General features: G+C 71.5%; 25 protein-coding genes. 18 read left to right on the top strand and 7 right to left on the bottom strand.

Annotation, left to right across the window (positions count from 1 at the left end):
• Positions 1 to 14 precede the first annotated feature (14 nt).
• Positions 15 to 890: a LysR substrate-binding domain-containing protein gene (locus tag LMH63_RS14700; protein WP_109679334.1), complete on the bottom strand. Its 876-nt coding sequence runs from the start codon at positions 888 to 890 to the stop codon at positions 15 to 17.
• Positions 891 to 1,016: 126 nt separating this feature from the next.
• Between LMH63_RS14700 and LMH63_RS14695 the strand changes: the two genes are divergently transcribed.
• Complete coding sequence (locus LMH63_RS14695) at positions 1,017 to 2,222, top strand: TauD/TfdA family dioxygenase (protein WP_109679335.1); 1,206 nt, start codon at positions 1,017 to 1,019, stop codon at positions 2,220 to 2,222.
• A 90-nt stretch (positions 2,223 to 2,312) separates the two neighbouring features.
• Complete coding sequence (locus LMH63_RS14690) at positions 2,313 to 3,248, top strand: ABC transporter substrate-binding protein (RefSeq protein ID WP_109679336.1); 936 nt, start codon at positions 2,313 to 2,315, stop codon at positions 3,246 to 3,248.
• Between the two features lie 380 nt (positions 3,249 to 3,628).
• Here the strand turns inward: LMH63_RS14690 and ettA are convergent, their stop codons facing one another.
• Together ettA and LMH63_RS14680 are read right to left on the bottom strand one after the other, a co-directional pair.
• Positions 3,629 to 5,296 carry an energy-dependent translational throttle protein EttA gene (gene ettA, locus LMH63_RS14685; RefSeq protein ID WP_109679337.1) on the bottom strand — a complete coding sequence of 556 codons (1,668 nt, stop codon included), beginning with the start codon at positions 5,294 to 5,296 and terminating at the stop codon, positions 3,629 to 3,631.
• A gap of 461 nt (positions 5,297 to 5,757) precedes the next feature.
• Entirely contained in the window at positions 5,758 to 6,624 is an 867-nt protein-coding gene (locus tag LMH63_RS14680; RefSeq protein ID WP_229332611.1) for a substrate-binding domain-containing protein, read from the bottom strand.
• Between the two features lie 171 nt (positions 6,625 to 6,795).
• Here LMH63_RS14680 and LMH63_RS14675 point away from each other — a divergent pair, with 171 nt between their 5' ends.
• The 5 genes from LMH63_RS14675 (at position 6,796) to LMH63_RS14655 (ending at position 12,289) form a co-directional block, all read left to right on the top strand.
• Entirely contained in the window at positions 6,796 to 7,491 is a 696-nt protein-coding gene (locus tag LMH63_RS14675) for an ABC transporter permease (protein WP_229332610.1), read from the top strand.
• The gene (locus tag LMH63_RS14670; protein ID WP_109679339.1) at positions 7,484 to 8,269 is read left to right on the top strand and encodes an ATP-binding cassette domain-containing protein; all 786 of its coding nucleotides are present in this window, start codon (positions 7,484 to 7,486) and stop codon (positions 8,267 to 8,269) included. The genes LMH63_RS14675 and LMH63_RS14670 overlap by 8 nt, the downstream gene beginning before the upstream one ends.
• A complete protein-coding gene (locus LMH63_RS14665; RefSeq protein ID WP_229332609.1) occupies positions 8,251 to 9,069 on the top strand; it encodes an ABC transporter substrate-binding protein in 819 nt (272 codons plus the stop codon). The genes LMH63_RS14670 and LMH63_RS14665 overlap by 19 nt, the downstream gene beginning before the upstream one ends.
• A gap of 165 nt (positions 9,070 to 9,234) precedes the next feature.
• Positions 9,235 to 10,356 carry a MoeA family protein gene (locus tag LMH63_RS14660; RefSeq protein ID WP_109679340.1) on the top strand — a complete coding sequence of 374 codons (1,122 nt, stop codon included), beginning with the start codon at positions 9,235 to 9,237 and terminating at the stop codon, positions 10,354 to 10,356.
• A complete protein-coding gene (locus LMH63_RS14655; protein WP_109679341.1) occupies positions 10,349 to 12,289 on the top strand; it encodes a molybdopterin biosynthesis protein in 1,941 nt (646 codons plus the stop codon). Before LMH63_RS14660 ends, LMH63_RS14655 begins: the two co-directional genes overlap by 8 nt.
• Before the next feature lie 196 nt (positions 12,290 to 12,485).
• Here LMH63_RS14655 and rimK read toward each other — a convergent pair whose 3' ends face one another.
• Both rimK and LMH63_RS14645 read right to left on the bottom strand, forming a co-directional pair.
• Positions 12,486 to 13,403, bottom strand: coding sequence for a 30S ribosomal protein S6--L-glutamate ligase (rimK, locus tag LMH63_RS14650; RefSeq protein ID WP_373317862.1), 918 nt, complete (start codon positions 13,401 to 13,403; stop codon positions 12,486 to 12,488).
• A gap of 24 nt (positions 13,404 to 13,427) precedes the next feature.
• Positions 13,428 to 13,916 carry an ATP-dependent zinc protease family protein gene (locus tag LMH63_RS14645; protein WP_109679342.1) on the bottom strand — a complete coding sequence of 163 codons (489 nt, stop codon included), beginning with the start codon at positions 13,914 to 13,916 and terminating at the stop codon, positions 13,428 to 13,430.
• Positions 13,917 to 14,111: 195 nt separating this feature from the next.
• On the opposite strand from LMH63_RS14645, the gene glyA reads away from it, so the two are divergent.
• From glyA to fnr, 11 genes are all read left to right on the top strand, one after another.
• Positions 14,112 to 15,371 (top strand): serine hydroxymethyltransferase, encoded by a 1,260-nt coding sequence (glyA, locus tag LMH63_RS14640; protein ID WP_109679343.1) that lies wholly within the window; start codon positions 14,112 to 14,114, stop codon positions 15,369 to 15,371.
• A 17-nt stretch (positions 15,372 to 15,388) separates the two neighbouring features.
• Positions 15,389 to 15,904 (top strand): transcriptional regulator NrdR, encoded by a 516-nt coding sequence (nrdR, locus tag LMH63_RS14635; RefSeq protein ID WP_109679344.1) that lies wholly within the window; start codon positions 15,389 to 15,391, stop codon positions 15,902 to 15,904.
• A gap of 29 nt (positions 15,905 to 15,933) precedes the next feature.
• Positions 15,934 to 17,016, top strand: a complete 1,083-nt coding sequence (gene ribD, locus LMH63_RS14630; protein WP_109679367.1) for a bifunctional diaminohydroxyphosphoribosylaminopyrimidine deaminase/5-amino-6-(5-phosphoribosylamino)uracil reductase RibD — start codon at positions 15,934 to 15,936, stop codon at positions 17,014 to 17,016.
• Entirely contained in the window at positions 17,017 to 17,694 is a 678-nt protein-coding gene (locus LMH63_RS14625; RefSeq protein WP_109679345.1) for a riboflavin synthase, read from the top strand.
• A gap of 124 nt (positions 17,695 to 17,818) precedes the next feature.
• Positions 17,819 to 18,961, top strand: coding sequence for a bifunctional 3,4-dihydroxy-2-butanone-4-phosphate synthase/GTP cyclohydrolase II (gene ribBA / locus LMH63_RS14620; protein WP_109679346.1), 1,143 nt, complete (start codon positions 17,819 to 17,821; stop codon positions 18,959 to 18,961).
• A gap of 89 nt (positions 18,962 to 19,050) precedes the next feature.
• Complete coding sequence (locus LMH63_RS19550; RefSeq protein WP_109679347.1) at positions 19,051 to 19,410, top strand: four helix bundle protein; 360 nt, start codon at positions 19,051 to 19,053, stop codon at positions 19,408 to 19,410.
• A gap of 102 nt (positions 19,411 to 19,512) precedes the next feature.
• Positions 19,513 to 19,974, top strand: coding sequence for a 6,7-dimethyl-8-ribityllumazine synthase (gene ribH, locus LMH63_RS14615; RefSeq protein ID WP_109679348.1), 462 nt, complete (start codon positions 19,513 to 19,515; stop codon positions 19,972 to 19,974).
• 8 nt (positions 19,975 to 19,982) lie between these two features.
• Positions 19,983 to 20,447 (top strand): transcription antitermination factor NusB, encoded by a 465-nt coding sequence (nusB, locus tag LMH63_RS14610; RefSeq protein WP_229332608.1) that lies wholly within the window; start codon positions 19,983 to 19,985, stop codon positions 20,445 to 20,447.
• 8 nt (positions 20,448 to 20,455) lie between these two features.
• Complete coding sequence (gene thiL, locus LMH63_RS14605) at positions 20,456 to 21,421, top strand: thiamine-phosphate kinase (protein WP_109679349.1); 966 nt, start codon at positions 20,456 to 20,458, stop codon at positions 21,419 to 21,421.
• On the top strand, positions 21,418 to 21,885 hold the full coding sequence (locus LMH63_RS14600; protein ID WP_109679350.1) for a phosphatidylglycerophosphatase A family protein: 468 nt from the start codon (positions 21,418 to 21,420) through the stop codon (positions 21,883 to 21,885). The genes thiL and LMH63_RS14600 overlap by 4 nt, the downstream gene beginning before the upstream one ends.
• Positions 21,886 to 22,228: 343 nt before the next feature.
• Positions 22,229 to 23,005, top strand: coding sequence for a fumarate/nitrate reduction transcriptional regulator Fnr (gene fnr / locus LMH63_RS14595; protein ID WP_109679351.1), 777 nt, complete (start codon positions 22,229 to 22,231; stop codon positions 23,003 to 23,005).
• 15 nt (positions 23,006 to 23,020) lie between these two features.
• Here the strand turns inward: fnr and sufT are convergent, their stop codons facing one another.
• Entirely contained in the window at positions 23,021 to 23,572 is a 552-nt protein-coding gene (gene sufT / locus LMH63_RS14590; RefSeq protein WP_109679352.1) for a putative Fe-S cluster assembly protein SufT, read from the bottom strand.
• Between the two features lie 50 nt (positions 23,573 to 23,622).
• The gene (locus LMH63_RS14585) at positions 23,623 to 24,534 is read right to left on the bottom strand and encodes a histone deacetylase family protein (RefSeq protein ID WP_109679353.1); all 912 of its coding nucleotides are present in this window, start codon (positions 24,532 to 24,534) and stop codon (positions 23,623 to 23,625) included.
• Between the last annotated feature and the right edge of the window lie 112 nt (positions 24,535 to 24,646).

Raw genomic sequence — 24,646 nt, 5'->3', positions numbered from 1 at the left:
TCCCCAGCCGACGGCTAGCTCTGTTCCGCCGCCCAGTCCCAGAAGGCGGTGGCCTCCGGGCGCAGTGGCTTGCGGGCGGGGCGGGTCAGGTAGAAGCCCTCGGGGCTGTCCAGGACCTGGGGGAAGGGCGCCACCAGGCGGCCGTCGGCGAGGGCCTCCGGCAGCAGGCTACGCCGGCCGAGAGCGACCCCGACGTGATGGCGGGCGAGGGCATGGGTGGCGGCGAGGGTGTCGCAGACCAGCGCCTCGGCGTGGTCGGCGAGGTCGCCGGCGCCGGCGGCGTTCAGCCAGTGGCGCCAGCCGGACTCGAACCCGGCCGCATGCAGCAGGGTGTGGCCGGCAAGATCGCCCGGGCCGTCCAGTTTCCCCGCCAGGCGCGGCGAGCAGACCGGGGTCAGCCCCTCGGCGGCGAGGGCGAGGCTCTCCACGTCGGTCCAGTCGCCGACGCCGTAACGGATCTCGAGGTCAACGCCGTCGCCGGTGAAATCCTCCGGCCAGATCGCCGAGGCCAGACGCAGCGGTACCTGGGGGTGCTCGGCCCGAAAGCGGTGCAGCCGGGGGGCGAGCCAGAGCTCGATGAACCCCGGCGTCGCCCGCACGGTGAGCGGCGCCTCCCGGGCCGGCCCGAACACCTCGTCCACGCCCCCGGCGAGCCGCTCGAAGGCCTCGCGCACCGAGGGCATCAGCGCGCGGCCGGCCTCGGTGAGCGCCAGCGCGCGCGGGTGGCGGACGAACAGCCGCTGCCCGAGCTGGTGCTCCAGCACCTGGATGCGCTGGCTGACGGCCGCCTGGGTCACTCCCAGCTCGCGGGCGGCCTCCGTGAAGCTCATGTGGCGGGCGGCGGCGTCGAAGGCATGCAGGGCGAGCGGCGAGGGCAGCGGGCGGCCCATCAATAACTCTCCTATAAATAAAATTGGGCCATTCGCCCCAGATTATTCGTTTGTGGCCGCCGCGGCCAGTGCCGACCATGGCCTCACGACAGCGCACACGAGAGCCAACGAGGGAGGCACCCGACCATGGCAACGCTGGCAAGCGAAGTCGCCGAACCGCGCGTGGAGATGAACGAGCTGGCGCCGTACGCGGGCGGCCACGAGCTGGCGGCGGCCCGTGGCGAGGGTGACCGGATTCGGCTCACCTGGGAGGACGGCCTGCGCGGGGACTTCCATGCCCTGTGGCTGCGCGACCACTGCGCCTGCCCGCAGTGCCGGCATCCGCAGACCCGCGAGCGCATCGTGCGCCTGCTGGACCTCCCGGAGCCGCTGCCGGCGCCGGACGTCGAGGTCACCGGCGACGGCGCACTGCTCGTGAGCTGGCCGGCCACCGGCGAGCACCCGGCCCACGAGAGCCGCTTCGATCCCGGCTGGCTGCGGCAGCGCGCCGATGCCACGACCCCGGCGGTGCGGATCCCGGCGGCCGAGCCCTGGGAGGCGGCCGACGCCGCCCGCCGGCCCGTGCTGGATTTCGGTGCGGTGGTGAATACCGACGATGGCCTGCGCCAGTGGCTCACCGCCCTGCAGCGTGACGGCTTCGTGCTGCTCGGCGGCGGCCCGGAGGCCCCCGAGGGCATCGATGATGTGGTCCGGCGCATTGGCTGGCCGCGGGAGACCAACTTCGGTCGCTACTTCGACGTGATCTCCAAGCCGAATCCGAACAATGCGGCCTACACGGCCATCGGTCTCGAGCCGCACATCGATCTGCCGAACTGGCAGCGGCCACCGGATTTCCAGCTGCTCTACTGCATCCGCAACGGTGCCGAGGGCGGGGCCTCAACCCTGGTGGACGGTTTCGCCGTGGCCGAAGCCCTGCGCGCGGACGACCCGGAGGCGTTCGAGGTCCTCGCCGCCACGCCCATCGATTTCCGGTTCCAGGACGAGGAGTCGGACATCGCCCACCGCGGCCCGGTGATCGAGACCGACGCCCAGGGCGCGGTGACGCGGATCCGCTTCAACAACTGGATCCGCGACACCCTGCGGCTGCCCACCGACGCCGTGGCGCCGTTCTACCGTGCCTACCGGCGCTTCTGGGAGCGTCTGCGGGATCCGCGATTCGTGCTGCGTTTCTCCCTGCAGCCGGGGCAGCTGATGGCATTCGATAACCTCCGCGTTCTGCATGGCCGCGAGGCCTTCGACCCCAACAGCGGGCCGCGGCACCTTCGCGGCACCTATCTGGACCGCGATCTCGTGCAGTCGCGCCTGCGCGTGCTTGAGCGCAACGGCGCCTGACCGCGTCACCGGCGCCGCTCTGGCGGCGCCTCCCCGGGGTGGCCGGCCAGGAGCCGGCCTGCCCTATGTTCGGCTACCGAGGAGCAATGCATGAACCTCCGAATCCGCTATCGTTTCCTCACCGTCCTCGCGCTCGCCTTCGGCGTTGCCGCCGGCAGCGTCCATGCCCAGGGCGAGGAGCCCGTGCGCTTCGGCGTTCAGTCCTGGCCCGGCGTGACCGTGAAAACCCAGGTCGCTACCCAGCTGCTGGAGGCCATGGGCTATCCCGCCGAAACCCGCGAGCTCTCCACTTCCGTGATCTACCAGGGCCTGCGTCAGGGTGACGTGGACGTCTCCCTCGGTGCCTGGATGCCCGCCCACGAGGGCATGGTGCAGCCGCTGCTGGAGGACAATGCCGCCGAGCAGTTCGCCGTCAACCTCGAGGGTGCCGTCCAGGGTCTGGCGGTCACCGCCGATGTCTACGACAGCGGCGTGACCAGCGTCGAGGCCCTGGTGGCCAACGGTGAGCGCTTCGACCGCACCATTTACGCCATCGAGCCCGGTGCCGGCATGACCCGTGCCTTCCGTGCCGCCGTGGAGAACGACTACAAGGGTCTGGGCGACTGGCAGGTGGTGCCGAGCAGCGTGGCCGGCATGATGGCCCAGGTGCAGCGTGCGGTGGACCGCGGCGAGCCGGTGGTCTTCCACGGCTGGCGCCCCCACTGGATGAACGTGCGCCACGACATTCGCTTCCTCAGCGACGACGAGGGCAGCGAGATTGCCGACCTGGAGACCACCGTCTATACGATGGTCCGCACCGGCTGGCCGGCGAGCCATCCCAACGCGGCACGCTTCCTCGAGCAGTTCCTGGTGCCCACGGAGGCCCAGAGCGTGTGGATCCACGAGTACGACTACGAGGAGCGCGACCCGGAGACGGTGGCCGCCGAGTGGATCGGCAACAACCTGGACGTGGTCGAGGGCTGGCTCGAGGGCGTCGAGACGGCAGACGGCAAGCCAGCCATCGAGGCCGTGCGGGCGAGCTTCTGAAGCGTCCGTTGCCGGCGAGCGCCGGGCGCTCGCCTACCGCGGGAAGAGCGTCGCACGCGGCTTCGCCGCGCACGACCTACGGCGGTCCCGCAGCCCGCGGCGGCGGCCACCAGCGGCCGCGAGGCAGTAGCCGTGTGCCTCCCGACGGGACCCTCTGCGGCAGGGATGCCGCAGAAAGCGGTAGGTCGTGCGCGGCGAAGCCGCGTGCGACATCCCGGATTCCTGTTTACCGCGGATCAGCCACGGCGCGTTCCGGGCCGCCCCGGACACCAGGCCGGCCCCGACACGTTGGCAGGCGAGTCACCCGGCCGCGCTTCGCGCGGCTTTCGGCGAGCGCTGCGCGCTTGCCGACCTACGGTTGAAGCGGCGGAGCCGGGCGCCTACCCCGCCAGCCGCCGGTACTTGATCCGGTGCGGGTTGAGGGCCTCGTCGCCGAGACGGCGGCGGCGGTCGGCCTCGTATTCCTGGTAGTTGCCCTCGAACCACTCCACGTGGCTGTCACCCTCGAAGGCGAGGATGTGGGTGGCGATGCGGTCCAGGAACCAGCGGTCATGGGAGATGACCATGGCGCAGCCGGGGAAGACCAGCAGCGCCTCCTCCAGCGCCCGCAGGGTCTCCACGTCCAGGTCATTGGTGGGCTCGTCGAGCAGCAGCAGGTTGCCGCCGCGCTGCAGGAGCTTCGCGAGGTGCACGCGGTTGCGCTCGCCGCCGGAGAGGTCGCCGATGCGCTTCTGCTGGTCGGCGCCCTTGAAGTTGAAGCGGCCGACGTACGCCCGTGACTGCACCTCGTACTTGCCCACCTGCAGGATGTCGTGGCCGCCGGAGATCTCCTCCCAGACCGTCTTGCTGTCGTCGAGATGATCGCGGCTCTGGTCCACGTAGGCCAGGTCCACCGTCTCGCCGAGGGTGATGCTGCCGCTGTCGGGCTGCTCGGTGCCGACGATCATGCGGAAGAGGGTGGTCTTGCCGGCGCCGTTCGGACCGATGATGCCGACGATGCCGCCCGGCGGCACGCTGAAGGAGAGGTCGTCCACCAGCAGCGCGTCGCCGAAGGCCTTGCGAACCTGATCCGCCTCCACCACCTTGTTGCCCAGCCGCGGGCCGGGCGGGATGTAGATCTCGTTGGTCTCGTTGCGGCTCTGGAATTCCTTCGACTGCAGCTCGTCGAACTGCTTCAGCCGCGCCTTGCTCTTGGACTGCCGGCCCTTGGGGTTGGAGCGCACCCACTCGAGCTCCGCCTGCATGGCCTTGCGGTGGGCCGCCTGCTCGCGCGCCTCCTGGGCCAGGCGCTTTTCCTTCTGCTCCAGCCAGGAGCTGTAGTTGCCCTGCCACGGGATGCCCTGGCCGCGGTCGAGCTCGAGGATCCAGCCGGCGACATTGTCGAGGAAGTAGCGGTCATGGGTGACCGCGACCACGGTGCCGGGGAACTCGGCGAGGAAGCGCTCGAGCCAGGCCACGGACTCGGCGTCCAGATGGTTGGTGGGCTCGTCCAGCAGCAGCATGTCCGGGTTGGATAGCAGCAGCCGACAGAGCGCCACCCGGCGCTTCTCGCCGCCGGAGAGCTTGCTGACGTCGGCCTCCCACGGCGGCAGGCGCAGGGCGTCGGCGGCCTGGTCCAGCTGGCGGTCCAGGTCCCAGGCGCCGGCGGCCTCGATGCGGTCCTGCAGCTTGGACTGCTCGGCCATGAGCGCCTCGAAGTCGGCGTCCGGGTCCGCGAACTGCGCGGAGACCTCGTTGAAGCGATCCAGCAGCGCCTTGACCTCGGCGACGCCCTCCTCGACGTTGCCGCGCACGTCCTTCGCCGGATCCAGCTCCGGCTCCTGGGGCAGGTAGCCGATGTTGATTCCCGGCTGCGGCCGCGCCTCGCCCTCGATCTCGGTATCCAGCCCGGCCATGATCCGCAGCAGGGTCGACTTGCCGGAGCCGTTGAGGCCGAGCACGCCGATCTTCGCCCCGGGGAAGAAGGACAGCGAGATGTCCTTGAGGATGTGCTTCTTCGGGGGGACGACCTTGCCCACCCGGTTCATGGTGTAGATGTATTGCGCCATGCTTATGTTCGTGCCTTGCGGTTGGCGAGTCGGCTGATGGAGGGAGGTGGCTTTCGGCTTCGCCGTGCCGTAATGGCGCAGTTTAAGGTTCAAAGTTCAACGTTCAAAGTGCGGTCGGCCGCTGTGCTGCGCGTGCGCGCCGCGGCGCGATCGACGGCACTCGGCCCAGTCCGGCTTTGAACTTCCTGATTACGTAGCTGCGCCAGCCATCGTTACGCGGCGGCGGGTCACAGCGCCGGCAGGGCGGAGCGGGGCGGGAGCGCCCGGGACCCTCTGCGGCAGGGATGCCGCAGTGGAGCCTCCAGGGATGGATTTACGGCGTGTCCCGGGGGCTCCCGCCCCGCTCCGCCCCGGGCACGGCCGATTTCGCACCCGCGAGGTCGCGGAGGAAGCGCTGAAGCAGGTACGTAATCAGGTTGAACTTTGAACTGAGGACTTTGAACTATGGCGCTACTGCGTCGTCAGGCGTTGTACCTCACCGCCCCGCACTCATTGACATCGTAACCGCCCATCTCTGCCGCCTTTTCACGGAACGCGTCCGTGCGCACGAACGCCATCAGTCTCTGCATCGGGGGCTCGAAGTAGCTGCGGCGGCGCAGGGCCAGGTCGAAGCGCTCCTCGGCGAGGGGGATGAAGTCGAGGCCGTGGCGGCGGGCCGAGGCCTCGACGGCGAGGCCGCAGTCGGCGCGGCCGCTGCCCACCTCGGCGGCGAGGTCGTCCTCGTCCAGGGCCGTGGGGCCCCGGTCGTCCAGGGACCCGGGGTCGATACCGGCCTGGGTCAACAGATGGTGCAGCAGACCCTCGGCGCCGGCGCCTCGCTGGCGGTGGACCACGCGGAGCTCCGGTGCCGCGAGGTCGCCGATGCCGGTGATCCGGCGCGGGTTGCCCGCCGGCAGCACCAGGCCCTGGCGGCGGGTGGCCCAACGCAGCATCACCAGGTCCCGCAGGCCGCCGAGCCCGCAGTGGGCCGGCTCGTTGAAGCCGCCGCTGGCGGGGTTGACCACATGCAGGCCGATCAACTGCGCGTGGCCGTTCAGCAACCGTGCCACCCCATCGCCGCTGCCGTGGCAGAGCTGGGCGAGCTCGGTGCCGGCCTCGCGCAGCGCCCACTGCAGCAGCGGGTCCGAGCTGCCCGCGTACACCGGCGGGGGCGGAGCGGCCCGCGCCTGGTCCCCCTCGAGGTGGCTCAGCACCCAGAGATCGATGGCCGAGCGGGGGAACAGCAGCTTGCCGGAGAAGCGCACCGACGGCATCGCCCCCTGGCGGACCAGGTCATAGACCTTGCGCTCCTTGAGCCGCAGGTAATCGGCCACCTCCCGGGTCGTCATGAGCTCCATACCGGCAGCGTTGCAGAATCCGGCATGAATTTCCAGACAGCCTATCGCGTGTAGGCAATACGCATAGACTGCAGTTGGCCCGCATACCTCACCGATTCACGGCTGCGGGCGTGGATCTGGCGGGCAATCCAGCGCATCCGCTTCGCAGGAGGGAGAGAGGACTTGGACGAGGCGTTTGCCACGGCCTTCCGGTTGATGCTGCAGGCCGACCCGGAGCTGGTGGAGATCGTGGGGCTATCGCTCCGCGTCAGCCTCACCGCCGTGCTCATTGCGAGTGTCCTGGCCCTGCCCGTGGGTGCGGCGGTGGCGCTGTTCCGGTTTCCCGGCCGCACCGCCGTGATCGTGCTGCTGAATGCCCTCATGGGGCTGCCGCCCGTGGTGGCCGGGCTGCTGATCTATCTGATGCTCTCGCGGGTCGGGCCGCTAGGCCCGCTGGGGCTGCTGTTCACCCCGACGGCGATGGTCATCGTGCAGACGGTGCTCATCTTCCCCATCGTCGCGGCCCTCACTCGCCAGTTCGTCAGCGATCTCTGGGAGGAGTACCGGGAGCAGCTCGTCTCCCTGGGCGCCGGGCGGTTGCGTGCGATCCCGACCCTGCTCTGGGACGGCCGCTTCAGCCTGGTGACCGCGCTGCTGGCGGGCTTCGGCCGGGCCTCGGCGGAGGTGGGGGCAGTGCTTATCGTCGGCGGCAATATCGATGGCTTCACCCGCGTGATGACCACCGCCATCGCCCTTGAGACCAACCGGGGCAATCTGCCGCTGGCGCTGGGGCTCGGCATCGTGCTGATGACGCTGACGATTCTGATCAATGCGCTGGCCTACGGCGTGGGCGAGATCGCGAGGCGCCGCCATGGCTGACGTCGCGACGCTGCCGCTGCGGCTCAGCGGCGCCAGCTTCCGCCGGCAGGGGCGCGCCTTGCTCGGGCCCGTGGATCTCACCCTGGGGGCCGGACCCCGCACCGTGATCATGGGCCCGAACGGCGCCGGCAAGAGCCTGCTGCTGCGGCTCTGCCACGGCCTGCTGGTGCCGAGCGACGGCGAGGTGCGCTGCGGCGACGCCGGCGCTCCGACGGCCAAGGCCGTGCGCCGGCGTCAGGCCATGGTCTTCCAGCGCCCGGTGATGCTGCGCCGCTCGGTGCTCGCCAACATCACCTATGCGCTCGCCCTGCGCGGCATACGCCGGCGCGAGCGCCGCCGCCGGGCGGAGGAGGCGCTGGCCCTGGTGGGGCTGGAGTCCCTCGCGGGCCGCACCGCCCGCGTGCTCTCCGGCGGCGAGCAGCAGCGCCTGGCGCTGGCGCGGGCCTGGGTGCTGCGCCCGGACATCCTGTTCCTCGACGAGCCGACGTCGGCGCTGGACCCGCATGCGACGCAGGCGGTGGAGGTGGCCGTGCAGCGCTTCCACGAGGCCGGCACCAAGATCGTGATGACCACGCACAACATCGGCCAGGCGCGTCGCCTGGCGGACGAGGTGGTCTTCCTCGACGGCGGGCGCATCGTCGAGCGCGGCCCCGCCGAGCGTTTTCTCAGCCGGCCCGAGACCGCCTCGGGCCGTCACTTCCTCGCCGGGGAGCTTGGCCCCGGCGGCAATCGCAGCCAACGGCAATGGGAGGAGAATCCATGTCCCGCCCGTCCATGACCGTATCCGCACTGACCGCGGGGGCCCTGGCCCTCGGCCTCGCTGCCGGCACGGCCGCCCAGGACCGGGGGGCCATCACCGTGGCCTCCACCACCTCCACGGAGTCCTCGGGGCTGTTCGAGTCCATCATCCCGCAGTTCGAGGAGGCCACCGGCATCGAGGTCCGCGTGGTGGCGGTGGGCACCGGCCAGGCCCTGGAGATCGGCTGCCGTGGCGATGCCGACGCCGTGCTGGTGCACGCGCCGGATGCCGAGCGCGAGTTCGTCGACGAGGGCTGCGGCGTCGACCGCCGCGAGGTGATGTACAACGACTTCATCGTGGTCGGCCCGGCGGAGGATCCGGCGGATGCCGGCGGGGCGGGTTCCGCGGTCGAGGCCTTCCGGCGCATCGCCGAGGCCGAGGCCCCCTTCGCCTCCCGCGGCGACGACAGCGGCACCAACAAGAAGGAGCTCTCGATCTGGGCCGAGGCCGGCATCGAACCCGCCGGGCGCTGGTACCGCGAGCTCGGCTCGGGGATGGGCGCGACGCTCAATACCGCCGCCGGCATGGATGCCTACACGCTGGCGGACCGGGGCACCTGGATCAGCTTCGACAACCGCCAGAACCTGGAGATCGTCTATGAGGGTGACGAGATCCTCTTCAATCAGTACGGCAGCATCCTGGTGAACCCGGAGCGTCACGACATCAACCACGAGCTCGCCCAGGAGTGGCACGACTGGCTCGTCTCCGAGGAGGGCCAGGAGGCCATCGGTGCCTATCGCCTGCGTGGGCAGCAGCTCTTCACTCCCAACGCCGAGTGAGGCCCCGGCGCCAGGCGTTCGCCGTACCCGCCGCCGCGGCCTGCGCGGAGATGGCCTACTGGCGAGGGCCGGCTGACGGCCCATCCTGTAGGGCGCGGTCGGCCTTGAAGCTTGTAAGCTATCGGGCCGCGCCGCTCGGGCATGCCCCGGGCTGGTGCGTAACCCATGGCGGACGGACCGAGGGACATGAGCGGCGACGAGCTTCTGGGCGTGGAAGAGGCGCGGGCCTGGCTCGCGGCGCACTGGCCGCCGGCGGCGGCCCGGAGCGTGCCGCTGTCGGAGGCGATCGGGTGCGTCGCCGCCGCGGACGTCACGGCCGACGCCCCCTGGCCCTCGCAGCCGAGCGCCCGTGAGCACGGCGTTGCCGTGGCGGCGGCGGATACCCAGGGCGCGGGGGTCTACAGCCCGGTGCGGCTGGGCTGGTCACAGGGGCGTGCCCGCCGGATCGCCGCCGGGGAGGCCCTGCCACGCGGCAGTGACGCGGTGGTGCCTGCCGGCATCGCCGCCGTCGACGAGCAGGGCGTGACCCTGAGCACACCGGTGGCGGCGGGGGAGGGCGTCAGGCGAGCCGGTGCCGACATCGCCCCGGGCGACCGGCTGCTGGCCGCTGGCGAGCGGCTGAGTCCCCTGGCGGCGGCCCGCCTGGGCGCGCTCGGAATCCGGGAGCTGGCCTGCCAGGCGCCGTTGCCGGTGACGCTGACCGTCATCGACGGGGCAGCCACGGCGTCGCTGACGGGGACGCTGGTGGCGCGGCTGCTGCAGCAACCCGGTATCGAGGTACGCATCGTGGACGGCGGCCTCGAGGCCTCGCTGGCCGCGGACGCCCCGCCCGGGCTGATCGTCGCCCTCGGCGGCAGCGGCGAGGTACCGGACGACCCCCTGGCCGGGCTGCTGGCGCGCCACGACGGGCTCGTGGCCCGGGGCGTGGCCATGCAGCCGGGCCTGGGCACACGCCTCGGGCAGCTGGGAGCGCTGCGGGTGCTCGGCGTGCCCGGGCAGCCGTGGCCGGCGTTCTGCGCCCTGTGGCTGCTGCTCGGGGCGCGGCTCGGACTGACGCCGCCGGCGTCGGGCGTCGCACGCCTGGGCCGCAAGCTGAGCTCGCCGCTGGGCGTGACCGAGCTGGTGCCCCTGGCGCGGGCGGGGGACGGCGTGGTGCCGCTGCCGCGGGACGCGGTGCTGCCGCCGGCGCGCCTGGCCGGCGTGATGGTGGTGGCGGAGGAGAGCGAGGGCCACGCGGCCGGTGAGATGGTGACCGTGGCGTGGCTGGAGGAGAGCCGGAATGTCTGACGGGGCGCCGGAGCAGCGCCAGTTCCTGCGGGCGGTAAGTCGTGAGGAGGCCCTGGCGCGCCTGCGTGCGGCCTTCGTGCCGGCGCCGCTCGGCGTCGAGACGGTGGCCCTGGAGACCGCACTCGGGCGCGTGCTCGCCGACGACGTGGCGGCTGCGGTGGACGTGCCTGGCTTCGATCGCGCCAATGTCGACGGCTTTGCCGTGCGTGCAGCGGACACCGAGGACGCCGCGGAGGACGCGCCGGTGCAGCTTGCGCTGAACGCCGAGCTGCTCACGCCCGGCATCGTGCCCGGGGTTGAGGTCGCCCCGGGCACCGCCACGCCCATTGCCACCGGCGGCATGCTGCCGCGCGGGGCGGACGCGGTGGTCATGCTCGAGCACAGCGACCGGGCCGGCGCCGGGGTGGCCGTGACGCGGCCGGCGGCGCCCGGCGCCTTCGTCACCCACGCCGGCGCCGACATCGCCCGCGGCGAGTCGGTGCTGTTCGCGGGCCAGCCCCTCGGCTCCCGCGAGATCGGCCTGCTGGCGGCCACCGGCACCGGCGAGGTACCGGTCTGGCGGCGGCCGCGGGTGGCCATTCTCTCCACCGGCGATGAGCTGCTCGCCCCAGGCGAGCCGCCGCGGGACGGCGGCGTCTACGACTCCAACGGCCATATTCTGGCGGCCGCGGTGCGCGAGCACGGCGGCGAGCCCTGGGCGCTCGGTATCGTGCGCGATGACGAGGCCGCCCTGCAGGCCGCCATCGAGCAGGCACTGGCGGCGGACATGGTGCTGCTCTCCGGCGGCACCTCGAAGGGGGAGGGGGACATCGCCCACCGCGTGGCGGGCCACTGGGACGACCCGGGGATCGTGGTCCACGGCGTCGCCGTGAAGCCGGGCAAGCCGCTCTGCCTCGCGGTCACCCGCGGGCGGCCGGTGGTGCTGCTGCCGGGCTTCCCCACCTCGGCGATCTTTACCTTCCAGGAGTTCGTGGCACCGGTGCTGCGCGCGATGGCCGGGCGGCGCGAGGCGATGCGCTCACGCCGGCGGGCGACGCTGCCGCTCGCGCTGCCTTCGGAGCTCGGGCGGGCCGAATACCACATGGTGGGCCTGCTGCCGGACGCGTCGGGCGGCCTCGCGGCCTACCCGATCCCCAAGGGCTCGGGGGCGGTGAGCACCTTCAGCCGGGCCGATGGCTTCATCGTCGCCGGCGAGCGCAGCCGCGGGCTCGCCGCCGGCAGCGAGGTCACCGTGTACTGCCTGGATGAGGCCCAGGAGCTGCCTGATGTCGTGGCCGTGGGCAGCCACTGCGTGGGGCTGGATCGCATGCTGGCCCGGCTGCGACGGGAGGGCTACGCAGTGCGTTCGCTGCACGTGGGCAGCCTGGGCGGCGTCGAGGCGGCGCGCCGGGGGGACTGCGACGTTGCCGGCGTGCACCTGCTGGACCCGGAGACCGACACCTACAACCGGCCCTGGCTGCCGGACGGGGTGCGCCTGCTGCCCGGCTACCGGCGCCGGCAGGGCATCTGTTACCGCGCCGATGACGAGCGTCTCGCCGGGCTCGCGGGGACGGCGCTCCAGACCCGTCTGCGCGCGGACGAGGCGCTGGTGATGGTAAACCGCAACGCCGGCAGCGGCACCCGGGTGCTGGTGGACCGGCTGCTCGGTGATTGGCAGCCCCCCGGCTGGGGCGTGCAGCCCGCCTCCCACAACGCGGTGGCCGCCGCCGTCGCCCAGGGCCGGGCGGACTGGGGCGTGACCATCGCGCCGGTGGCCGCGGCCTACGGTCTCGCCTTCGACCCCCTGCGCGACGAGCACTACGACTTCCTCGTCCCCGAGTCCCGCTGGGACCGCCCCGCAGTGGCCCGCTTCCGGGCCCTGCTGGAGGACGAGGCCATGCGCGAGGAGCTTGCCAATGTCGGCATGCGGGTCGATGGGGAAAGCGGGGAATAACCGCAAAGGCGCAAAGGACGCGAAGACGGTTAGCGGTTGCGCCCCGCCAAAGGTTCGGACCGGACGACCACGCAAGCGGGGCACGCACGGCTGCCCTTAAAGCTTACAGGGGCATCCCATTCTGGTGTTCTTCGCGAATCCTTCGCGATCTTCGCGCCTTTGCGGTTGTCTTCCTCAATGCCGTGGCGCAGGGCAACTATCCCTTGCCGCGGGTCTTGGTGCGTCCGGCTTTGCCGAACTTCTCGATGAACTGGATCATGCTGCCGGCGATGTCCTTGCCGGTGGCGCCCTCGATGCCCTCGAGGCCGGGGGAGGAGTTGACCTCCAGCACCACCGGGCCGTGGGCCGAGCGCATGATGTCCACGCCGGCGACGTTGAGGCCCATGATCCTGGCCGCGCGGGTCGCCACCGAGCGCTCCTCGGGGGTGATGCGGATGGGCTTGGCGCTGCCGCCGCGGTGGACGTTGGAGCGGAACTCGCCCTCCTTCGCCTGGCGCATCATGGAGGCGATGACCTTCTCGCCCACCACGAAACAGCGGATGTCGGCGCCGTTGGCCTCCTTGATGAACTCCTGGGCCAGGAAATAGGCGTTGAGGCCGTGGAAGGCGTCGATCACGCTCTCCGCGGCCTTGTTGGTCTCGGCCAGCACCACGCCCTTGCCCTGGGTGCCCTCCAGCAGCTTCAGCACCAGGGGCGCGCCGCCGACGATGCTGATCAGGTCGGCGTTGTCGTCCGGGGAGTACGCGAAGCTGCTCACCGGCAGGCCGATGCCGCGGCGGGCGAGGAGCTGCAGGGAGCGGAGCTTGTCCCGCGAGCGGCTGATGGCCACCGACTCGTTCAGCGGGAACACCCCCATCATCTCGAACTGGCGCAGGACGGCGGTGCCGTAGAAGGTCACCGAGGCGCCGATGCGGGGGATGACCGCGTCCGGCGCCGGCAGGATCTCGCCCTTGAGGTGCACCTCGGGGCGGTGGGCGCTGATCTTCACGTAGCAGCGCAGCGGATCGATGACCCGCACCGTGTGCCCACGCTCGCGGCCGGCCTCGACGATGCGCCGGGTGGAGTAGAGCCGGGCGTTGCGCGAGAGGACGTAGATGTTCAGCGGATTGGGCATCCGAGGCGGCTCCCGGTGGTGGATTCAGGGTGAGCGGAGCTGGCGCCGCGGCGCCTCACTGTCCGCGGCGCCGGCCAGATAGGAGGCGCCGGGGTCGACCAGCAGCCGGCCCTTCATGGCCCGGCGGCCGATCAGCATGCGAAAGCCCATGCTATCGCGGTTGGTCAGGGTCAGCTCAATGGCGAAGCGTCGGCCGGCGATGGCCAGCGGCGTGCGCACCACCAGCCGGCGCTCGCGGTGACCGGTGGAGCTGGTGACCACCCGGTCGCCGAGCAGGGCGGCGTCGCAGTGGACGGTGATGTCCGTGCGCCGCTGCAGCGGATGGACCTGAAAGCGCACCCGCTCGCCCTCCGGGCCGCGGTAGCGCCGCACGTGGATGGCGTGCAGGCAGGACGTGGCGGCCCCGGTGTCCACTTTCGCCTTGATGGCTTCGATGCCGAGGGCCGGAAGGCCGACCCACTCGCGCCAGCCTACCCAGCTGCGCGGGCGGCGTCGCGTTTTCGCTACCGACATGCTGTTTTCCCGCTGCGCCCGATGCCCGGCGGCACATGCACCAGAGCCCCTGATCCTTTATCATTGTGACCTTTTCCGCGGCCATGCCGCGACCGCCACGGCCTGTCGCCGGGCCGCGTGAACGGCCGGCGGCAGAGGCGTTAAAACTGCCCGGAAAGGCACCGAATTTCCAGCACCTTTTCGAGAGGGACCGCCATGTTCTCCAGCACCATGACCGTTGCCGGTTTCGACCCGGAGCTCGCCGAGTCAATCGACCGCGAGCGCCGTCGGCAGGAAGAGCACATCGAGCTGATCGCCTCGGAGAACTACGCCAGCCCCCGGGTACTGGAGCTGCAGGGCAGCGTGCTGACCAACAAGTACGCCGAGGGCTATCCGGGCAAGCGCTACTACGGCGGCTGCGAGTTCGTCGACGTCGGCGAGCGGCTCGCCATCGAGCGGGCGAAGGCGCTCTTCGGCGCGGCCTATGCCAACGTGCAGCCGCACTCCGGCTCCTCGGCCAATCTGGCCGTGTTCCTGGCGCTGGCGAAGCCCGGCGACACCCTGCTCGGCATGAGCCTCGACCACGGCGGGCACCTGACCCACGGCGCCAAGCCGAACTTCTCCGGCAAGATCTTCAACGCCGTGCAGTACGGCCTGAACACCGACACCGGCGAGATCGACTACGACGAGGTCGCGCGCCTGGCGCGCGAGCACCGGCCGAGGCTCATCGTCGCCGGATTCTCCGCCTACTCGCGGGTGGTCGACTGGGCGCGCTTCCGCGCCATCGCCGACGAGGTGAACGCCTACCTCGTCGCGGACATGGCGCATGTCGCCGGCCTGGTGGCCGCCGGTGTCTACCCGAGCCCGGTGGCCCATGCGGACGTGGTGACCACCACCACCCACAAGACCCTGCGCGGCCCCCGCGGCGGGCTGATCCTCGCCCGCGAGAACCCGGAGGTGACCAAGAAGCTGCAGTCGCTGGTCTTCCCGGGCACCCAGGGCGGGCCGCTGATGCACGTCATCGCCGCCAAGGCGGTGGCCTTCAAGGAGGCCCTGGAGCCGGAGTTCCGCGAGTACCAGGAGCAGGTTATCGCCAACGCCCGGGCCATGGCCGGGACCATGCAGGACCGCGGCTACAAGGTGGTCTCCGGCGGCACCGACAACCACCTGTTCCTTATGGATCTGGTGGACAAGGGGCTCACCGGCAAGGCCGCCGACGCCGCCCTCGGCTCGGCCAACATCACGGTGAACAAGAACACCGTGCCGAACGACCCGCAGTCCCCCTTCGTGACGTCGGGGCTGCGCATCGGCACGCCGGCGATCACCACCCGCGGCTTCGGCGAGGCGGAGAGCCGCGAGCTCGCCAACTGGATCTGCGATGTGCTCGACGAGCCGGAGAACGAGGCCGTGATCAGCGCGGTGCGGGACAAGGTGCTGGCCATCTGCCACCGCTTCCCGGTCTACGAGGCGGCCTGAGGCCCCGCGGAGCCGGCATGCGTTGCCCCTTCTGCCAGGCCCAGGACACCCGGGTCATCGACTCCCGCCTCGCCGGCGAGGGCGAACAGGTGCGCCGGCGGCGGGAGTGCGCAGGCTGCGGGGTGCGCTTCACCACCTACGAGTCCGCGGAGCTGGTGATGCCGCGGGTCATCAAGCGCGACGGCACCCGCGTGCTGTTCGACGACGGCAAGCTGCGGACCGGCCTGCTGCGGGCGCTGGAGAAGCGACCGGTGGCCACGGAGGCGGTGGAGGCGGCCATCAGCCGCATCCGCCAGCGGATCCGCGCCGCCGGCGAGCGCGAGGTGGCGGCGAGCGATATCGGCGAGTGGGTGATGGAGGAGCTGCGGGACCTGGACCAGGTGGCCTATGTGCGTTTCGCCTCGGTCTACCGCAGCTTCGAGGACGTGAGCGCCTTCCGCGAGGTGATCGACGGCCTGGAGCGCATGCCGGACGCGGAGGCCCGCCGCCGCCAGATCGGCCTGCTGCCGGACGACGGCGACGACACCCCGTGAGCGGCTTCAGCGCGCAGGATCACGCCTGGATGGCCCGGGCGCTGCGGCTGGCCGAGCGTGGCCGCTGGACCTGCGACCCCAACCCGCGGGTAGGCTGCGTGCTGGTGCGCGACGGCGAGGCCGTCGGCGAGGGCTGGCATGAGCGTGCCGGCGGCCCCCACGCCGAGGTGCTGGCGCTGGAGGCGGCGGGGGCCGCCGCCCGCGGTGCCACCGCCTACGTCACCCTCGAGCCCTGCAGCCATTACGGGCGTACGCCGCCCTGCGCCGATGCGCTGATCGAGGCCGGGGTAGCCCGCGTGGTGATCGGCGCCGGAGACCCGAATCCGCGGGTGGGCGGCCGGGGCGTCGAGCGCCTGCGGGAGGCCGGGGTCGCCGTCGCCGGCGGGCTCATGGCCGAGGCCGCCGAGGCCCTGAACGCCGGCTTCATGCGCCGCATGCGCGGCGGCCTGCCCTGGGTAAGGTGCAAGGTGGCCGCGAGCCTCGACGGCCGCACCGCCATGGCCTCGGGCGAGAGCCGCTGGATCACTAGTGCCGCGGCGCGGCGTGACGTCCACCGCTGGCGGGCGGCGAGCGGCGCCATCGTCACCGGCGTCGACACCGTGATCGCCGACGATCCCCGGCTTACCGCCCGCGATGTGGACGGCCCGTTCCTGGCGCCCCGGCGGGTGGTGCTGGACTCGCATCTGCGTACGCCCACGGAGGCTCGCCTGTTGCGGGACGATGGCGGCGTCACGCTGCTGCATGTGGGCGAAATGCCGCCTCGGGAGCAGGCCCTGGTCCGTGCCGGCGCGCATCTGCAGCAGGTGGCCGCGGGTGACGACGGCCGCGTCGAGCTGACGGCGGCGCTGCGGGCCCTGGCCGCCGACGAGGTGAACGAGGTGCTGGTGGAGGCGGGACCGACGCTCTCCGGTGCACTCCTGCAGGCGGGCCTGGTCGACGAGCTCATCATCTATCTCGCGCCCCATCTCATGGGCCACGAGGGGCGGCCGCTGCTGGCGCTGGCGGGTCTCGAGCAGATGAGTCAGCGCCTGGCGCTGACCGTTACCGACCAGCGCCGGGTGGGGGAGGATCTGCGCCTGATCGCTCGGCTGCGCCCGGCGGAGGAGGGCTGAGTGTTCACCGGTATCGTCCAGGCAGCGGGTCGCCTGGCCGCGAGCGAGCGTACCGGCGGCGACTGCCGCCTCACCATCGCCGCGGAGGGGCTTGACCTCGGTGCCGTGCGCATCGGGGACAGCATCGCCGTGAACGGTGTCTGCCTTACCGCGGTCACCGTCGCCCCGCCGCACTTCGCCGCCGACGTCTCGGTGGAAACCCTGGAGCGCACCACTCTGGGCCGCCTCGGCCAGGGCGACCGGGTCAATCTGGAGACGGCGCTGACGCTCGCCACCCCCCTCGGCGGGCACCTGGTGAGCGGGCATGTGGACGGCGTCGGCGAGGTGCGGGCCCGGGAGCCGGACGGGCGTTCCGAGCGCTGGCGATTCCGCGCGCCGGCGCGGCTCGCCCGCTACATCGCCGAGAAGGGGTCGATCTGCGTGGACGGCGTCAGCCTCACCGTGAACGGCGTGAACGGCGCGGAGTTCGACGTCAACATCGTGCCCCACACCGCGACGGTGACGACCCTCGGCGACTACGGCCCGGGGCAGCCGGTGAACCTGGAGGTGGACCTCATCGCACGCTATCTGGAGCGCCTGATGCTCGGCGACCGCGCCGCCGACCCGGACGCCACCGGCGTCACCCGCGACCTCCTCCGCCGCGCCGGTTTCGAGGGCTCCGATACGGCGGGGGACTGAAACACAACGACACAATGGAGCACAACGTTTTGATGCAGACCTTTACCCGTTGTGAATCGTTGTGCCCGTTGTGTCGTTGTGTTGAACGCACAGCTGCGAAACGCGACTGACCGGAGACCAAGGCATGGCCTTCAACAGTATCGAGGAGATCATCGAGGACCTGCGCCAGGGGCGCATGGCGGTGATCCTGGATGACGAGGACCGGGAGAACGAGGGCGACCTGGTCATGGCCGCGTCCATGGTGCGGCCTGAGGATATCAACTTCATGGCGCGCTACGGGCGCGGGCTGATCTGCCTGACGCTCACCCGCGAGCGCTGCGAGCAGCTGCGCCTGCCGCTGATGGTCAACGACTCCGAGGACGCCCACGGCACCAAGTTCACGCTCTCCATCGAGGCCGCCCGGGGGGTGACCACCGGCATCTCCGCCGCCGACCGGGCGCGTACCGTGCAGGCCGCGGTCGCCCCCCACGCGCGGCCCGAGGACCTGGTCCAGCCCGGCCACGTCTTCCCGCTCATGGCGCAGCCCGGCGGCGTGCTTACCCGTGCCGGGCACACCGAGGCCGGCTGCGACCTAGCCCGCCTCGCCGGCTTCGAGCCCGCGGCGGTGATCGTCGAGGTGCTCAACGAGGACGGCACCATGGCGCGGCGGGACGATCTCATGACCTTCGCCCGCGAGCACGGCCTGAAGATCGGCACAGTGGCGGACCTTATCGCCTACCGGGTCCGCAACGAGCGCACCGTGGAGCGGGTGGCGGACTGCGAGCTGCCCACCGAGTACGGCCGCTTCCATCTCTACGCCTATCAGGACACCGTCGACGGCGCGCTGCACTTCGCCCTGATCAAGGGCCGGCCGCAGCCGGACTCGCCCACGCTGGTGCGGGTGCAGGTCGAGAACACCCTCTCCGACCTCTTCGCCGCCCAGGCTCCGGACCAGGGCTGGTCCCTGCGCGAGGCCCTGGCGGAGATCGCCGGCTGCGGCGAGACCCCCGCCGCCGTGGTCATGCTCCGCCGCGTGGACGACCGCAGCGAGGTCCTCGCCCGCATGCGCGAGTTCCAGGCCCTGGCCCGCCACGGCGAGCTGACCCCCGAGCCACGCACCCCCAGCCAGGACAGCCAGGACCTCCGCACCTACGGCGTCGGCGCCCAGATCCTCACCGACCTCGGCATCCGCCGCATGCGCGTGCTCTCCGCCCCGAAGCGCATGCACGCGCTGTCGGGGTTTGGGATGGAGGTGGTCGACTACGTTCAGTCGGCTGCTGCCGACTGAACGTAGGTGCAAGTTGCAAGCGGCAAGTTGCAAGTGGGAAGGAGTCGGTCGCAAGCGGACAACTTGAGTAACCCCAAGGAGGGGGTGCGATGGCAGGGATTCGTGGTTTTGAGGAGCTAGTGGCCTGGCAGAAAGGTCATAGGTTGGCCGTAGACGTCTACCGGACCACGAAGCCGTGTTTGCGTCAGGATTTCGATCTCTGTCGTCAGGCGCGACGGAGTGCGGTGTCCGTGGTCAGCAATGTAGCGGAGGGTTTTGAGCGTTTTTCGCCAGCGGAGTTTGGCTACTTCCTCGGGGTGGCGAGGGGTTCAGCAGGCGAATTACGCGCACAGCTGCGGCTTATGCAGGATCTTGGGTATCTCCCGGGGCCTTCGGTGGAACCGCTAATCCTGCGAAGCACGGAAGTGAGCCGTATAATCGCAGGCCTCGCAGCGAGTCTTCGCAGGTAACTCGCTGACGTGCCGGCCGAGCGGGCGCTGCTGCCGGCCCCGTATTCTCGCTTGCAACTTGAAACTTGCAACTTGCCACTCCTCATCAGAAGTTAACGGACAATGCAGATCATCGAAGGCACTTTCACCACTCAGGACGCCAAAGTCGCGCTTGCCGCCACGCGCTTCAACAGCTTCATCGTCGAGCAGCTGGTGGCCGGGGCGCGGGATGTGCTGGTGCGGCATGGGGTGGCGGATGACGCGCTGACGCTGGTGCGGGTACCGGGGGCCTGGGAGCTGCCGCTGGTGGTGCAGCGGCTGGCGGCCTCCGGGGAGTACGACGCGGTGGTGGCGCTCGGCTGCGTGATCCGGGGCGGGACCCCGCACTTCGACTACGTTGCCGGCGAGTGCGCCAAGGGCATCGGGCAGTTGTCGATGCAGAGCGGAGTGCCGGTGGCCTTCGGCGTGCTGACCACCGACAGCATCGAGCAGGCCATCGAGCGCGCCGGGACCAAGGCCGGCAACAAGGGCGCGGAGGCGGCGCTGACGGCGCTCGAGATGATCAGCCTGCTGCGTCAGCTGTGAGCCTGCCTGTGGCCGATATCCCGTCCGGGCCCCATGCCCACCGCCGCCGCACCCGCGCCCGCCGGCGTGCGCTGCAGGCCCTCTATCAGTGGGAGCTCACCGGCCACGAGGCCGGCGCCATCGAGCGCCAGTTCCTCGAGGAGTACCGGCTCGGGCGCATGGAGCTGGACTACTTCACGGAGCTGCTGCACGAGGTCATCGCCCGGGTGGAGGAGCTGGATGCCGCCTACGACCGCTACCTGGACCGTCCGGCGGCGACCCTGGATCCGGTGGAGAAGGCGATCCTGCGCCTTGGCACCTATGAGCTCATGGCGCGCATGGAGGTGCCCTACCGGGTGGTGATCGACGAGGCGGTGGAGCTCGCCAAGTCCTTTGGTGCCGAGCAGAGCCACCGCTACATCAACGGCGTGCTGGACCGCGTCGGGCGCGACCAGCCTCTGCGCGCCGCCGAGCTCGGTCGCCGTCGTCGCTGAGGCGCCGCGTGGCGCTCTCCGAGTTTGCCCTCATCGCCCGCTACCTCGTCCACGTCGGGGCAGCCCGCGAGGACGTGCTGCTGGGGGTCGGTGACGACGCCGCGCTGGTGCGGCCGGCGCCGGGGCGTCCCCAGGCACTCGCCCTCGACACGCTGGTCGCAGACGTTCACTTTCCGGCGGACGCGGCGGCGGCGGACGTCGGGCACAAGGCGCTGGCGGTAAACCTCAGCGACCTCGCCGCCATGGGCGCGACGCCGCAGTGGGCGCTGCTGGCGCTCACGCTGCCGAAGGTCGACGAGCCCTGGCTCGAGGGCTTCGCCGCCGGCTTCGGGGCGCTGGCCACGGCCCACGGCGTGGCCCTGGTGGGCGGCGATGTTACCCGCGGGCCGCTCACGGTCAGCGTGCAGGTGATCGGATGTCTGGCCGGCCCGGCCCTGCGCCGGGACGGGGCCCGGCCCGGCGACCGGGTCTGGCTCTCCGGCCGGCCAGGTGAGGCGGCGGCGGGGCTCGCCGCCTGGCAGTCCGGGGCCGGCGAGGACAGGCGCTGGGCGCGGCTGCTGCGCCGCCTGCACCGGCCGACACCGCGGGTGGCGCTGGGCCAGGCGCTGGCCGGCGTGGCCTCCGCCGCCATCGATGTCTCCGACGGCGTGGCAGCGGATGCCGGGCACATCGCCGCTGCGAGCGGCGTCGGCATCGAGCTGCGCGCCGACTGGCTGCCGCTGTCCCGCCGGCTGCGCGCCTGGGCGGGAGACCGTGCCGCCGTGGATCTTGCACTCAACGGTGGCGATGACTACGAGCTCTGCTTCACGGCCCCGGCGGCGGCGGATTCGGCGCTGGGCAGCCTCGCCGCAGCGCAGTCCCTGCCGCTGACGCCCATCGGGCGGGTGACCGAAGGCGCTGGCCTGCGGGTGCGCGACGCCCGGGGCCGGGAGCTCGCCGGCGGCGGCTACCAGCATTTCGGGGGCGGGGCATGAGTGTCTTTCGCCTGCGTGAACCGGTGCAGCTGCTCGCCACCGGCTTCGGCAGCGGCCTCTCGCCGCGTCTGCCGGGCACCACGGGCACGCTGGCGGCGCTGCCGGCGGTTCCGCTGCTGCTCTGGCTGCCGGTGCCGGTGCAGGTGCTCGTGGTGGTCGCAGCCTTCGCGTTCGGTTGCTGGCTCTGCGGCGCCGCGGCGCGGGCCGCCGGCGTGCACGACCACCCGGCCATCGTCTGGGACGAGTTCACCGGCATCTGGCTCGCCTGCATCGCCCTGCCGCCCGGCTGGTGGCCGCTGCCGGTGGCGTTCGTGGCCTTCCGGATTCTCGACATGGCCAAGCCGTGGCCCATCAGCTGGGTTGACCGGCGCCTCGGCGGCGGTATCGGCATCATGCTCGATGACGTGCTCGCCGGCGCCGGGGCGTGGATGGTGGTGCAGTCCTTCGCGTGGCTTGCCGGCTAGCCCGCACATCTCACCGATTCACGGCTGCGGGCGCGGATCTGGCGGCCAGTCCTGCGTTGCGCTCGGCCCGGGTGCTCGACGTACTGTCGAGTACGCCTGCGCGCCCGGACTCTCCCTCGGGAAGGGCTCCGCGCTGCCCATCTCCTGCCCGCCATCTCCACGCCCTCGCTGCGCGAATCGGTGAGATATGCGGGCTCGCGTTTCGGACCGGGCCGGCGGCAGCGCCGCCGAGACTTGTCATGGCCCCGGAGCGACGTGGGCACTATCATGGGGGGATTGCCGGCGCCTCCCGGGTACCACCGCGCGGCGCCGGCGCAGCGGCATACAAGGGCAGGGATGATCCATGACCAGCGCCGATGTGAGCGATTTCCGCGTCTCCAGCCTGCGCAGCGCATGTACCAACTGCAGCCTCGTGCAGCTGTGCCTCCCGGTGAGCCTCAGCCAGAGCGACGTGGCCCTGCTGGATGATATCGTCCAGCGGCGCCGCCCCCTGCAGCGCAACGACCACCTCTACCGCGAGGGCGACGACTTCCACGCCATCTATGCGGTGCGCTCCGGGGCGCTGAAGACCTACACCGTCTCGTCGGGCGGCGAGGAGCAGGTCACCGGGTTCCATCTGCCTGGGGAGCTGGTGGGGCTGGATGCCATCAACACCTGGCGCCATCCCTGCAGCGCCGAGGCCCTGGAGACCACCAGCGTCTGCGAGCTGCCCTTCGAGCGGCTGGAGGATCTGGCGAGCGAGATCCCCGGGCTGCAGCGCCAGCTGCTGCGGCTGATGAGCCGGGAGATCTTCTCCGATCAGGAGATGCTGTTCGCCATGGCGCGGCGCACGGCGGAGGAGCGCCTCGCCATCCTGCTGCTGAGCCTCTCCGACCGCTTCGCCCGGCGCGGGCTGTCCGCCACGCGCTTCCGCCTGCCCATGGCCCGCAGCGAGCTCGGCAACTACCTGGGCCTGGCGCCGGAGACCATGAGCCGGCTGTTCCGGCGGTTTCGTGATCAAGGCTGGCTGAGCGCCGAGGGGCGCGAGGTGCGGCTTACCGACGTGGAGGCGCTGCACGAGCTGGCCGGCCGGCCGCCGGAGGACGCCGCGGCGGTCGGCCAGCGGGACACCGGCTACTGACGCGAGACGGACCCGCTACATCATTCCCGTCTGCAGCTTGGCGGCGTCGGACATCATCTCGAAGCTCCAGGGCGGGTCGAAGACGATCTCCACCTCGACCTCCTCCACCGTCGGCACCTGCTTCACCTTCTCGCGCACGTCGTAGGCGAGGATGTCGCCCATGCCGCAACCGGGGGCGGTGAGGGTCATGTCGATGGATACCTTGCGGCTGCCGTCGTCGCGCTTGCCGATGTCGCAGCGGTAGACGAGCCCGAGCTCGACGATGTTGATCGGGATCTCTGGGTCGTAGCAGCGGCGCATCTGATCCCAGACCAGCTGCTCGACATCCTCCTCCGAGGCGTCGTCCGGCAGCTCCGGCGTGGGCTCCGGCTCCTTGCCGATCGCGTCGGCATCCTTGCCGTCGATGCGGAACAGGTTGCCCTGGATGTAGACGGTGTAGCTGCCGCCGAGGGCCTGGGTGATCATGCCCTCGGCGCCCTTGGGGATGGTGCCCGTATCCCCGGCGGGGATCAGCGCCGCCTCGCAGTCGCGCAGAAAGGTGACGGGCTCGTTGCTCTGCATGGGCATGGCCTACTCCGGGCGCCTGCAGGCGCCGTCCGCAAGTCGATATTTCCCCGTCAGTTTACCATCGCCACCGCGCATCCCGTCACCTGCGCGGCGGCATGATGCAGACGCGCGTGGCGGCGCGCGAGGGTGGGGATGTCGCGGTCGTAGCCGCCGCCGATCACCGCTGCCACGGGGATGCCCCGCTGCCGGCAGGCGCCGAGCACGCAGGCGTCCCGCCGCGATAGGCCGTCGTCGCTCAGGCGCAGGTGCCCGAGGCGGTCGTCGGCGTGGACGTCGGCGCCGGCGTCGTAGAGCACCAGGTCCGGTGCGGGGTCGGCGAGCAGGGCCGGCAGCTCCGCCTCGAGGGCGTCCAGATAGGCTTCGTCGCCGGTGCCCCGCCGCAGCGCGCGGTCGCGGTCGCTGCGCTGCTTGCGGGCAGGGAAATTCTCCGCGCAGTGCATGGAGAAGGTGAACGCCCGCGGCTCGTCGGCGAGCAGCACCGCCGTGCCGTCTCCCTGGTGGACGTCCAGGTCCACGATCAGCACCCGCCGGGCGCCGCCCTCGGCGAGCGCCCAGCAGGCCGCCACGGCGAGGTCGTTGATAAGGCAGTAGCCGCTGCCGTGACCGGCGAAGGCGTGGTGGGTGCCGCCGGCGGTGTTACAGGCGAGCCCGTGCTCCAGCGCCAGCGCCGCCGTGAGCACGGTGCCCCCGGTCTCCAGCAGGGTGCGCCGGTAGAGCGCCGGCGACCAGCGAAAGCCCGTGCGGCGCTGGGCACGCTCGTCGATGGTGCCCTCCCGGAAGGCCTCCAGGTAGGCCGGCGCGTGTACCCGGGCAAGGTCCTCCTCGCGCGCGGGGCCGGGCTCGTGCCAGTGCGCAGGCAGCCCGGACAGCTGCTCTCGCAGTACCCGGAACTTCTCCATCGGAAAGGGATGCCCCGGAGGCAGCGGAATGGTGTAGCCAGGATGATGGACGCAGTGCAGCATGGGCTCCCCCTGGACACTACCCGTGGACCGTCCGCTCCGGCCGGCGTTCCCGTGCGCCCGGGACTGCGGAGACCGCTCCCGCGCAGGCCCGTCCTGCGGCTCTGAGACGCGG

Source organism: Spiribacter halobius (assembly GCF_020883455.1).
In the GTDB taxonomy this organism is placed as follows: Bacteria; Pseudomonadota; Gammaproteobacteria; order Nitrococcales; family Nitrococcaceae; genus Sediminicurvatus; species Sediminicurvatus halobius.
The sequence above is the reverse complement of the archived record's forward strand: the minus strand, read 5'-3'. Positions and strand labels throughout refer to the sequence as shown.